This is a genomic window from Bacillus sp. CGMCC 1.16607 (genome assembly GCF_042683745.1).
Lineage (GTDB): Bacteria > Bacillota > Bacilli > Bacillales > Cytobacillaceae > Pseudoneobacillus.
Map to the genome: position 1 here is coordinate 194,161 of NZ_JBHUJX010000036.1, position 12,499 is coordinate 206,659.

Annotated in this window: 12 protein-coding genes and 1 riboswitch; all 12 genes read right to left on the reverse strand. The window is 37.9% G+C overall.

Going from position 1 to position 12,499, the window contains the following annotated elements:
• Window positions 1–26 precede the first annotated feature (26 nt).
• A complete protein-coding gene (locus tag ACFSO7_RS23380) occupies window positions 27–458 on the reverse strand; it encodes an NUDIX hydrolase (protein ID WP_377879872.1) in 432 nt (143 codons plus the stop codon).
• Between the two features lie 15 nt (window positions 459–473).
• A complete protein-coding gene (locus tag ACFSO7_RS23385; protein ID WP_377879873.1) occupies window positions 474–998 on the reverse strand; it encodes a P-loop nucleotide/nucleoside kinase family protein in 525 nt (174 codons plus the stop codon).
• Window positions 999–1,046: 48 nt separating this feature from the next.
• The gene (locus ACFSO7_RS23390; protein WP_377879874.1) at window positions 1,047–1,415 is read right to left on the reverse strand and encodes a hypothetical protein; all 369 of its coding nucleotides are present in this window, start codon (window positions 1,413–1,415) and stop codon (window positions 1,047–1,049) included.
• 106 nt (window positions 1,416–1,521) lie between these two features.
• Window positions 1,522–2,229: an ABC transporter ATP-binding protein gene (locus ACFSO7_RS23395; RefSeq protein WP_377879875.1), complete on the reverse strand. Its 708-nt coding sequence runs from the start codon at window positions 2,227–2,229 to the stop codon at window positions 1,522–1,524.
• A gap of 1 nt (window position 2,230) precedes the next feature.
• Complete coding sequence (locus tag ACFSO7_RS23400) at window positions 2,231–3,007, reverse strand: ABC transporter ATP-binding protein (RefSeq protein WP_377879876.1); 777 nt, start codon at window positions 3,005–3,007, stop codon at window positions 2,231–2,233.
• Entirely contained in the window at window positions 2,985–3,956 is a 972-nt protein-coding gene (locus ACFSO7_RS23405; RefSeq protein WP_377879877.1) for a branched-chain amino acid ABC transporter permease, read from the reverse strand. Before ACFSO7_RS23405 ends, ACFSO7_RS23400 begins: the two co-directional genes overlap by 23 nt.
• 13 nt (window positions 3,957–3,969) lie before the next feature.
• Complete coding sequence (locus ACFSO7_RS23410) at window positions 3,970–4,848, reverse strand: branched-chain amino acid ABC transporter permease (protein WP_377879878.1); 879 nt, start codon at window positions 4,846–4,848, stop codon at window positions 3,970–3,972.
• 323 nt (window positions 4,849–5,171) lie between these two features.
• The gene (locus ACFSO7_RS23415; protein WP_377879879.1) at window positions 5,172–6,356 is read right to left on the reverse strand and encodes an ABC transporter substrate-binding protein; all 1,185 of its coding nucleotides are present in this window, start codon (window positions 6,354–6,356) and stop codon (window positions 5,172–5,174) included.
• Between the two features lie 294 nt (window positions 6,357–6,650).
• The gene (locus ACFSO7_RS23420) at window positions 6,651–7,856 is read right to left on the reverse strand and encodes an MFS transporter (RefSeq protein WP_377879880.1); all 1,206 of its coding nucleotides are present in this window, start codon (window positions 7,854–7,856) and stop codon (window positions 6,651–6,653) included.
• Between the two features lie 239 nt (window positions 7,857–8,095).
• Window positions 8,096–10,351: a putative bifunctional diguanylate cyclase/phosphodiesterase gene (locus tag ACFSO7_RS23425; RefSeq protein ID WP_377879881.1), complete on the reverse strand. Its 2,256-nt coding sequence runs from the start codon at window positions 10,349–10,351 to the stop codon at window positions 8,096–8,098.
• An 88-nt stretch (window positions 10,352–10,439) separates the two neighbouring features.
• Window positions 10,440–10,524: riboswitch (cyclic di-GMP riboswitch) on the reverse strand.
• A gap of 239 nt (window positions 10,525–10,763) precedes the next feature.
• On the reverse strand, window positions 10,764–11,993 hold the full coding sequence (locus tag ACFSO7_RS23430; RefSeq protein WP_377879882.1) for an MFS transporter: 1,230 nt from the start codon (window positions 11,991–11,993) through the stop codon (window positions 10,764–10,766).
• A 34-nt stretch (window positions 11,994–12,027) separates the two neighbouring features.
• Window positions 12,028–12,483, reverse strand: coding sequence for a CBS domain-containing protein (locus tag ACFSO7_RS23435; RefSeq protein ID WP_377879883.1), 456 nt, complete (start codon window positions 12,481–12,483; stop codon window positions 12,028–12,030).
• Window positions 12,484–12,499 lie beyond the last annotated feature (16 nt).

The window sequence follows — 12,499 nt, forward strand, 5'->3', positions numbered from 1 at the left end:
AATGAAATAGAAAGCAGTTTTAACCCTCACAAACAAACACGATTCAACATTTCAGCCAATTTAATACTCTCTTTTAAAAAAATCGGTGCAGTGGGGTGACTTAATATCTCCTCTGTAGTCAGCCATAATACCTCTTCTACCTCATCTGGACTTTTAGGAAAGGCTTCACCAGAATCATGTTCACAAAGAAACACAATATCAACCACATTTTCACCGGCATCCGTCACGAAGGTTGTACTATGTACATAGTGTAATTTGTCTTTTACTTTCACACCGACTTCTTCAAAAATTTCACGCTTAACTGTTCTTTCCAGAATATCAGAGGTATTTCCTTCGATATCGACTTTACCCCCAACAAGTGAAAGCATACCACCAGCATGTTCCTCTTTTTTACTTCTTTCAATAATCAACCATTTATCATTTTTTCTAATTGCACCCTCAACATTCACGATAAACATTTTTATGTGACCTCCTTATTCGTTTATATAATTCAAAACTTCTTGGATATAACTTTCCAAAGGTTGTGCAGTATCTACTACCAAACAATTATATTCATCAGGCTTTTTACTATTCTCAATCGTGAATGTAAAGGCTTCTTTCAAATCGACCTCTTTTATTTGGCTTATCTTTCTTTCACGATTTTTTAGTCTAAAATTGATTTCATGTATATCATTAAGGTAACATTCAACATATTTGTATTTTACATTATACTTTTTAGATAATTCAGTTCCTTTTTCAACCATTACTTCATATAAACAAGGACTATCAAATATCACAGCGTGCCCTTGCGATAAATGAAATTCAATTAAAGACCAATCAATATTGTAGGATATCTTAGCAGCAAGCTTTGCATCAATAGGTGCTTCCTCGACGGAATGTAATAAGGCAGATTTTACAATATCATGATCAATGATAACTGCTTCTACTCTAGTTGCGATTTGTCGTGCAAGAGTGGATTTCCCCGAACCAGGGTGACCTGACATTTGAACAAAAAACATGTTGAAACCCTCCCTCTAAATTTGCTGCTCTAATCATTTAATTTATATTTAAATAGAATTAAAGAAGGCAGAATAATATATATAATTATATTGTAGGATTTTACCAATCAATAGACAAGGAGGATTTATATAAAGCTTCGCTGTTGGTGCTATGCGCAAGTAAATGCCTCCCAACGCAGGTATTTCGCCGTTTGCAACAAGTAAACTGCTCACTTCCGCAAGTATTCCGCCATTTGCCGCAAGTAAACTGCTCACTTCTGCAAGTATTCCACCGTTTGCCGCAAGTAAACTGCTCACTTCCGCAAGTATTCCGCCATTTCCCGCAAGTAAACTGCTCACTTCCGCAAGTATTTCGCCATTTCCAGCAAGTAAACTGCTTGCTTCGCAAATATTCCGCCATTTCCAGCAAGTAAACAACTTAACCACCCAAGCATACTATTTAAAACATAGAAAAACCCAAATACCTGACACCACATTAAGCAGTGTAAGATATTCGGGTTCCAATCAGATATTAACCTATCAATCAATGCCCGCCAAGATAAGCCATCTTCACTTGATCACTAGCATTAAGCTCCAATGCTGTTCCTGACAGTACAATTTTTCCGGTTTCAATGACATATGCTCGATCCGCAATCGAAAGGGCCATATGGGCGTTTTGTTCTACTAGTAGAATTGTTGTCCCAGTTTGATTGATTTCTTCAATGATTTGGAAAATAGTCTTTACTAGTAATGGCGCTAATCCCATAGAAGGTTCGTCCAACAATAGTAATCGTGGGCGAGCCATGAGCGCTCTTCCCATTGCTAGCATTTGCTGTTCTCCACCAGATAAGGTTCCTGAAAGCTGTTTTCGTCTTTCTAGGAGACGCGGGAATAAGTGATACACCTTTTCAAAATCTTCACGAATACCAGCTTTATCCTTTCGTAAATAAGCACCTAGTTCAAGGTTTTCTTCAACTGACATATTGGCAAATACACGACGACCTTCAGGAATATGAGAGATTCCCTTTTTAACAATGGTTTGGGCAGCTTTTCCGGCAATGGACTCTCCTTCAAAGACAATTTCTCCTTGCTTTGGTTTAAGAAGTCCAGAGATCGTTTTTAAGATCGTACTTTTCCCCGCACCATTCGCTCCAATTAATGTCACGATCTCACCCTGATTAATTTCAAGGGAAACACCCTTTAGAGCTTGGATATTTCCGTAATATACATTGATATCGTTGATGTTTAACATATTATGAGACCTCCTCACCGAGGTATGCTTCGATTACCTTAGGGTTGTTCCTAATTTCATTTGGTGTACCTTGAGCAATTAATTGCCCATGGTCTAGTACGTAAATGCGTTCACAAACGCCCATTACTAGATTCATATCATGCTCAATAAGTAAAACAGTAAGTGAGAATCGCTCACGGATAAACGAAATTAAATTCATTAACTCCTCTGTTTCCTGAGGATTCATACCTGCTGCAGGCTCATCGAGCAATAGTAATTTCGGATAGGCTGCCAAAGCCCGGGCAATCTCTAAACGACGCTGCTGTCCGTATGGTAAATTCTTTGCCTTTTCATGCATATAGTCTTCTAATTTGAAAATCTTTAAAAACTCAATCGCCTTTTCCTCCATGTCTTTTTCCCCTGAAAAATGTGGAGGAAGACGGAAAAGAGAACTTAGAATCGAATGCTTTGCAAGAGAATGATAGGCTACCTTTACATTATCAAGCACAGAAAGGTCTCCAAATAAACGGATATTCTGGAACGTCCGGCTAATCCCTTTTCTCGTAATTCGATAAGGGGCTAACCCATTTAATTTTTCACCTTCTAATGAAATGCTTCCTTCTGTTGGGACATAAACGCCTGTTAAAAGATTGAAAAAAGTAGTTTTTCCAGCACCGTTTGGACCAATTAGTCCGACAAGCTCCCCTTTACGTAATTGAACATTCACATCAGAAACAGCCTTCAATCCACCAAATTGGATTCCTGCTTGATGTACATTAAGCAACGGTGTGTTTGTCATTTGGCATTCCTCCCTTCATGGATTTATTCTTCTTAAAGAATGAAGTAATTTCCTTCGTTCCTAATAATCCTTGTGGGCGGAATATCATCATTAATACGAGAACAAGACTGTAAATAATCATCCTTGTTTCTGGATAATCTTGTAGGAAGGTAGAAATAATAGTTAAGAGAATAGCTGCAAGAACAGCTCCAGACATACTTCCAAGTCCACCTAGTACAACTAGAATTAAAATATCAAATGACTTCAAAAAGCCAAAGTTTGTCGGTTGAATGATATAGAAGTTATGCGCATAAAGACCTCCTGCAATTCCGGCAAAAAAGGCACCAATGACAAAAGCCATTACCTTGTAATAGGTTGTATTAACCCCCATCGCATCTGCCGCAATTTCATCTTCACGTACGGAAATACAAGCACGTCCATGCGTAGAATTCGTAAAGTTTCTAATAACTAGAATGGTAATGAACACGCAAGCAAATACCCATGGCCAAGTCGTTAAATTGATAACTTGCATTCCACTTGCACCGCCGACATATTCAATATTAAGAAAAATAATCCGTACAATTTCCCCGAACCCAAGCGTGGCAATCGCTAAATAATCCCCCTTTAAACGAAGACTTGGAACGCCGATGACGATTCCCGCAAGGGCCGCTACGACACCACCTACAATAAGAGCAAGAAAGAAAGGAAGTTCTAGATTCATAGTAATAATGGCTGATGCATAAGCTCCAACTGCGAGAAATCCTGCATGTCCTATAGAAAACTGACCTGTGATCCCAATAATCAAATGAAGACTTGCTGCCAATATAATATTAATCCCAATCAGCATTAACGTATTAACATGAAACGGATTCAAAATCTCCCCAGTAATCAAAAATTGTATGATAGCAAAAACGGCAAGGACCAAAACGATTGAAAGCCAAAATCCTTTTGCTCGTTTGAATGTATTCATCGTTAGCTCCTCCCTATACCTTTTCTCTAACATTTTTCCCTAAAATACCCGAAGGTCGGAAAATTAATATGAGTATTAGCACAATAAACGCTACTGCATCTCGCCATAATGAGTAACCTGAAGCACTTACAAGTGATTCAATGACTCCAAGTGCTAAACCACCGACCATGGCACCTGGAATAATTCCTATCCCACCAAATACAGCGGCTACGAATGCCTTTAAACCAGGAATAATCCCCATCAATGGCTCAATTTTCGTATAATACACTCCAAAAATAACACCAGCTGCTCCTGCAAGAGCTGATCCAATGGCAAAGGTCGCTGAAATTGTGTTATTTACATTAATCCCCATTAGTCTAGCGGCTTCCATATCATGAGAAACGGCACGCATTGCTTTACCAATTTTCGTTTTATGAACAATGAATTGAAGGAGAATCATTAATAAAACCGATATTCCAAGAATAAATAACGATTGACTGCTAAGCTTGACACCAAAAATGTCTAATGTCTTTGAAGGTAGTACGTCAGAAGGGTAAGCTTCTGGCTGGGCGCCACGAACATAGATAGTTCCATATTCGATAAATAGTGATACCCCAATAGCGGTAATAAGGGCTGCAATTCGTGTGGCATTTCTTAACGGCTTATAGGCAATTCGCTCGATTAACACCCCAAATATCGAACATACAACCATAGAAATTAATAAAGATGGGAAAAATCCTAATTCTAAAATTGTAATCGAATAAAAGCCCACAAATGCCCCGACCATAAAAACATCTCCATGGGCAAAATTGATTAATTTTACAATTCCATATACCATCGTATAACCAAGGGCAATGAGTGCGTAGATGCTGCCAAGAGAAATTCCGTTTACTATCTGTTGTATAATCTCCATAATTGTTTTCACTCCTTGGATAGAACAAAATGCGAATTAATATTTAGTAACCTCTTATAAAGTGAAACTACCATCAGTGGGGGTTTTCTTCATCCCCCACTGATAGTTAGTTGAACCAATCACGCTCAAGTCACGGCACGTCCTGTGCCTTCGCCTGACCAGGACATCCTGTCCGTCGTCGGAACTTTACGGGCAGTTGATCTCCAACCTATCTTCATGGTTCACTCAGGATCTGAGGTGAGGATCTTACTGCCCGTTATGTTGGGATAAATTAGAATAGGGAGTCGTATAGGCTCCCTATTCTTTTTTCTTCTATATACTTTTTAAGGATTTACTTTTGCACTAAATTGTTGTTGTCCGTCTTTGTATTCTAAAATAACGGCAGATTTAATAGGGTTATGGTTTTCATCCAATGTTAATGTACCAGAAACTAGAGAAAGGTCTTTTGTTTCAGCTAAAGCATCTTTAATTTTTTCTGGATCTGTACTTCCTGCACGTTTGATCGCATCTGCTAAGAAATAAACCGAATCATAGCCAAGAGCATTGAACGCATCAGGGGATTTATCGCTATATTTTGCTTTGAACGCTGTGACAAAATCTTGAACTTTTGAATCTGAGTCACCTGATGAATAGTGGTTTGTGATGAATGTATTATTTAACGCATCAGCACCTGCAAGCTCTACTAGAGTTGGAGAATCCCAGCCATCGCCACCCATCATCGGTACATTTAGGCCAAGTTCACGTGCTTGTTTCACAATAAGGCCTACTTCTTCGTAGTAGCCAGGAATGAATACAAATTCAGGATTAGCAGATTGAAGATTTGTTAAAACTGCACGGAAATCTGTTTCCTTTGCAACATAAGCCTCTTCTTTAACGATTTTCCCACCATTTGCTTCAAAAGCCTCTTTAAAGGAAGCTGCAAGACCCTTTGCATAATCACTTGCATTATCAATCAGGATTGCCGCATTTTTAACATTTAACTCTTTTGAAGCGAAGTTAGCAGCCACTGTTCCTTGGAAAGGATCAATAAAGCATGTACGGAAAACATAGTCATTTAACTTCCCTTTATCGAAAGTTACTGCTGGATTTGTACCTGTTGGAGTTAAAAGGATGACTTTATTTTTCTCAGCAAGTTGTACTTGAGCTAGTGTATTTCCGCTTGTAGCTGCCCCAATAATTGCCGTAACCTTATCCTTACTCATAAGCTTTACTGCACCACTCGCTGCTTCTGCTGCATCGGATTTATTATCTACCTTTACTAGTTCCAATTTTTTTCCATCAATGCCTTCTTTATTGATTTCTGCAATCGCAAGATCAATTCCTTCGGCAATCGATTGTCCATAAGAAGCTACACCACCTGATAACTCTAGGTTTGCACCAATTTTAATCGTTTCGCTCTTATCATCGCCTTTTCCACCTGTTTTTTCCGTGCTAGTGTTACAGCCTGCCATTACCCCTGCTGAAAGCACTAGAGTCATGAACATGCCCATCCATTTCTTTTTCCTCATTTTGTTTCCCCCTTTTATTTTTATAAATAAATCTTCCGAATTATTATTTTCAAATAATTCGATTGTTCCTAATAAAAATAATATTCTGAAAACATTGTACAAAATTTACCTACTTCCGTCTACACTATTTCAAAATGATATTAATATAATTTTATCCCTCCTGAAAAATCTCCCCTTACCAAGTGATTTCACTATCTTAGTAAGGTTAATTCCTGATTTTTATTTTTAGATATAAATTTTCGACAAAAAGGGAGATGCACTTAGGCATCCCCCTTTCTTATCTATTAATAATTTTTAGACCAACTCTTTACTCTTTGTTTCCTTACCCATGAAGAAAACAGCTGCAACTCCAATTAAGATGGATCCGCAAAAAATTGTGAAAATCGTCGTTATTTCCTGTCCACTTGCAACTAAATACCCAACTAGTAGTGGACCTAAAATTCCTCCAATACGCCCAAAGGAGGCAGCCATCCCTGCTCCGGTTCCACGAATATTCGTCGGGTACTGCTCAGGAGTATAAGCATACAGGGCGCCCCATGCACCAAGATTAAAGAAGGATAAGAACATTCCAGATGTAATAAGTAAAGGAAGATTTTCTGCAAAGCCAAAGAAGTACGCACTTAATGCAGTTCCAACTAAATAAGTAATCAGAACAAATTTTCTTCCCATTCTTTCAATAAGCCATGCCGCAGTAAAGTAACCCGGCAATTGGGCTAAAGTCATGATCAACACATACTGAAAGCTTTTAATCAAACTAAATCCTTTCATGACCATGACACTTGGTAACCATAAAAACATTCCGTAATAGGAAAAAACAACGCAAAACCATAGTATCCAAAGCATCGCCGTATCTTTTGCAAACTCTTTAGACCAAAGCTTTCCTAAACTTTGGAAAACCGATAATTTCTCCTTTTCCTGTAAGGCGGTATAGCGCGGTGAATCGGGTAAATTCACTCGTAAATACAACGCATAGAAAGCAGGAATTGCCGTAATAATTAGAGCAGCTTGCCAGCCGAATTTAGGTATAACAAAATACGAAATAAGCGCGGCAACTAGCCAACCCCCTGCCCAAAAGCTTTCAAGCAGTACGACCACTTTCCCTCGTTGCTCCGCTGGTACAGTCTCTGATACAAGTGTGGATGCAACAGGCAGCTCTCCCCCTAATCCCATACCAATGATAAAACGTAAAATTAAAAAGAACGATAAGCTAGTGGCAAAAGCTGATACCCCACTACCTAAAGAAAATAATAATAATGTTAAAATAAAGACACTCTTTCTTCCCATACGATCAGCAAGGATTCCGAATAAAAAGGCACCGACCGCCATTCCAATGGAGTTTATACTTCCAATCCAACCCATTTGTTCGACAGATAAGTTCCATTCCGTTTTTAATGCAGCAATGATGAAGGATAATATTCCAACATCCATCGCATCGAACATCCAGCCTAGACCAGCAATTCCTAATAGTCTACGTTGTGAAATCTCTGTTTTCCCTCTCATTTTTCCCCTCCTACTGGCAAAAAGGCACTTAATTAATATGTTATTCTGCCCAATAAATATCTTTTTTTTCCTATTAATCATCACCAACCACCCTTATTCTAACAGGTGTCTTTACAGTAGTCATCATTATTTTTTACATTGCTCTTTATTTTGAAGTAAAAACACATGGGAAAAAGGCTTAGAACAATACTCAAATAAAAAAGTCTCCTCTAGCAAAACTGCTAAAGAAGACTTTTTACTTATACCCTTATGATCATTCCATCTGAAAAAAACTTCTCAAATTCGTTTGTATTTACGGGTTTGGCAAAAAAATACCCTTGCCCCATGCTACACTTATTCTCCTTCAGAACGTTCATCTGATGTTCATGTTCAATCCCCTCAGCAACCACATTTAATTTTAAATTTAAGCCAATATTAATAATCGCTTTTACCATGGATTGATTCGCAGGGTCCAAAATATCGTCTATAAATGATTTATCAATTTTGATTGTATCTATAGGCAATTTCTTTAATATATGTAAAGAGGAATAGCCCGTACCAAAATCATCTAGAGATGTTCTTACCCCTAATGTCCTCAAATCATTCAATATCGATGTAGATTCTTGGATATCCTGCATAATACTTTCAGTAATCTCTAGTTCCAAATACTTAGGGTGAAGCCTCGATTCTTCTAAAACATTACGAACGATTTTGATAAAATGACTATGTTGGAATTGAAGCACAGATACATTGACCGACACACAAATGGCGGAAAATCCCTTATCTTGCCATTTCTTATTTTGTAAACAGGCCGATCGAAGTACCCATTCGCCAATGGCAACAATTTGCCCTGTTTCCTCGGCAATCGGAATAAATTCTCCTGGAGAAATGGGACCTAATTGCGGATGCTCCCATCGCAAAAGTGCTTCCATTCCTGTCATTTTTCCTGTTTGTAGTTCTACTTTAGGCTGATAGAATAGGGTAAATTCATGATGTTCGATTGCTCTACGTAACCCGCTCTCGATTTGCATTCTTCGTACTTTAAGTTCGTCCAATTTGGAATCAAAAAATTGATAATTATTTTTCCCACGCTCTTTAGCTAAATACATTGCTGTATCCGCATTCTTCAGGAGTGTTTCTGCATCCCTCCCGTTTTCAGGGAACAAACTGACCCCTATACTTGGAGTGACCACATAATCATTACCAAGAAAAGGTTTCGTAAATGCTTTTACCAATGATTCTGAAACAGCTATACAATTCTGTTTGGTCATCCCTGATAAAATGATTATAAATTCATCTCCACCGATTCGATAAACCCTCTCTGAATGATCAAAACTATATTTTAATCGTTCCGCAGCTTCAATTAATAACTTGTCTCCTATATGATGACCTAGTGTATCATTCACATTTTTAAAACGGTCTAAATCAATTAATATAAGTGCCATCGTAAGATGACTACTTTTTGCTCGGGCTAAGGTCCGGTTCAGATCCTCAACAAATTTGGTCCGATTTTCTAATCCCGTTAACGGGTCATGATAGGCCAAATACTTGTATTCACTCATTAAGTTTTTATTTTTTTTCAAAATGGCAAGCTGGTGGAATATAACAATGAGCATCGTAATAATTACACCAAAACTTAATGTATTCAACACACGGTAATAAGAATGGATCGCTAATAATAGTAAAAAAACAACACCTATATAAGGGAAAATATCCGCACGGCCTGAATATTCAGAATTCTTACCTTCTGACTGCTCATTAATATTCTCTTTCTCACAAAAGCTGCCAAATCCTATGATTAAAAGAGCGATCGGCCATAATGGGTCAATAAAGCTTCCAATTTGATATTCTTCAATATAGGATAGATAGGCATACATCGTATCGGTCAATATTTGTAAGCCGAATCCTAAAGAAATGAATAAAGTCATTCCCCTTTTCTTTGTATACCGAGATAGGTAATAAAGACTAATTAGAACAAATAAGATGCTCAAATCAAGGATTGGATATGTTAATTTCATGAAAGTGATTCCAAATGATTGATTGGTAGCTTCCCATATAGGCTTAATTAAAAAGTGAATACTGATTGTCGCTGCAATAATCATGAAAATAAAAATATTGAATTGAAATGGCCCCTTTGGAACAGCACTACTAATCACCTTTGTTTGATAGATTAAGGCGAGTAAAAAAAAGAAATAGGCAACTAGCCACATGAAATATCCCCAGGTACTGTATAGAGATACCTTATTTATTATTTGAGAATAAAACAAAATAATATGACCTATAAGATAGAAAATAATACCGATATTTAAAAGTAGCCAAAACTTCCTTGGTTTGTTATCGATTTTCCGTTTCGTTTGTAACATCCATATAAAACTTATACTTCCAGCTAAAAATGACAGGACACTCGTTCCTAAAATACGTAGCATGTCATTTTCCTTAAAGATAAAAAGCCAGACGTAAAAAACCATCGTATAGATTATAACAAACAGAGTTGCTGGACGTTTTATGGTTAGCATCATAAACCCTCACAATGAATCATTCGATTAAAAATAGCTACAACAAAAGGTCATCTCCAAGTGGACATAACCTTTATAAAGTTATTCCTCAGGTAACTCAGCCACCATAGGTTCGCTCCCTTAGGTCTGTAGCTTTGCGTCCCCATCTTTCAACAGGTTTGCCTTTTCAAAAGAAAAATATGAATTTTTTAATAAATAATCTACTAAGTAGTATATTGGTATATCATTTATAATGAATGTTTCAATAGTTACCGATTAACAAACTTTCAACTTAAGACTTTGGAACTATTATATCAGCAGGCCGTTTTTCCGTATATCCTTCAAAATCTGGTAAATTATTCTTTAAAAATTAGCAAATTAGAACTTTCTATATAAATCTACTAGACAAAAAAACAAGGGCTACCCCTTGTTTCTAATGTGCAGCATGATCGACATGCTTTAAATGTTTCTGATTGAACCAGATGAAAAGCACTGAAACAAGGACAAACCCTGCACCCACAAAAAATGGAATATGCGGGTTGAAAATTTCAGCTAACTTCCCTGCCAAAAATGGTGCTACGGCACCCCCTAAGAAGCGTAGGAAGCTGTATGCTGCCGATGCGGTAGATCGTTCGACCGTTGTCGCATTCATGACAGCGGTAGTAATTAATGTATTATTATTCCCTAATAAGGCTCCAGCAGCAATAACCGCAACGATAATCACCCATTGTGTAGATGTCCAAAGTCCCATTGCGACTAGTAGTAAGGCAAATAAGCTCAACATCATACACATGGATTTAATCGTTCCAAACCATTGTTGAAGTTTGGGTGCCATGAATACTGAAGTAATTGCCAATAATATACCCCAACCTAGGAACACAAAGCCTAAACCATGTTCATCTAACCCCATAACAAAGGGAGCGTATGCCAACAAGGTAAAGAACCCAAAGTTATAAAGTGCCGCTGCAATCCCCAACACTAGAAGGGATCGATGCTTTAAAGCCCGAAATGGATCTAATAAGGATGTTTTCGATTTTGAAGCACTTTGTTGATTGGTTTTTGGCATTAAAATAAATAGGCCTATAAAAGCAATAATCATTAAGGTTGCCACTCCTAAAAATGGCCCTCGCCATGACATGGCGCCTAGCCACCCCCCAAGCAATGGCCCAACGGAAATCCCAAGTCCTACCGCTGCTTCATATAAAATAATCGCTTTTGCTGTTCCGCTATCGGATAAAGACACTATGGCTGCTAAAGCTGTCGCCACAAATAGAGCATTTCCTAATCCCCATCCTCCTCGCAATCCAACAAGGGTCCATATATCATTGGATAACCCTCCCAATCCTGAGAAAATCGCTATGATGACGATCCCCACCAGCAAGGTCCATTTAATCCCAAGTCTAGATGAAACTAAACCAGTGATTAGCATAGCTACCGCCATGACTGCATTATAACTAGTAAATAGCAATGTTACCTCACTATGAGAGGCCTGCAATTTTTCAGCAATGGCTGGTAAAATCGGGTCAACAAGACCAATGCCCATGAAAGCGATAATACTAGCGAAGAAAACCGCCCAAACTGCCTTTGGTTGTTTCAACAGACTGCTCTCTTCTTGAATGGATATTGTCTTTACACTTGTACTTTTTTCCGAAAAAGATGACATAACATTCTACACTCCTATTCAATTGAGGAATCCATTAAAGGATTGATTTAAACGTATGGCGTATGACATCACCTCGGCTTATAATCCCGACTAATACACCATTTCGGGCAACTGGCAATTTCTTAATCCGTTTATTCCCTAAAATAGCAGCAATGTTTTCCACTTCTTCATTACTAGGAACCGTAATTACTTTCTTCGTTGCAATCGTTAGCACATTCAAATCAAGAATTCTTTTTGCTCGATCATCAAACTCTTCAAAGTCTCCACTAATCACACTCATATAATAAAAAGAGTCAATGACAAGGTCCTTATGCTTGCCGATATAACGTAAAATATCACCGTCACTAATGTAAGCAATGATTTCATTTCGATCATTAACGACCGGAAGTCCACTGATGCGGTATTCAATAAACTTTTCAATTACAGAACGAACAGTATCTTGTTCCTTCACCTTATACACTTGGGTATTCATGAATTCATGTGCTTTCATACTCATTCCCCCCATA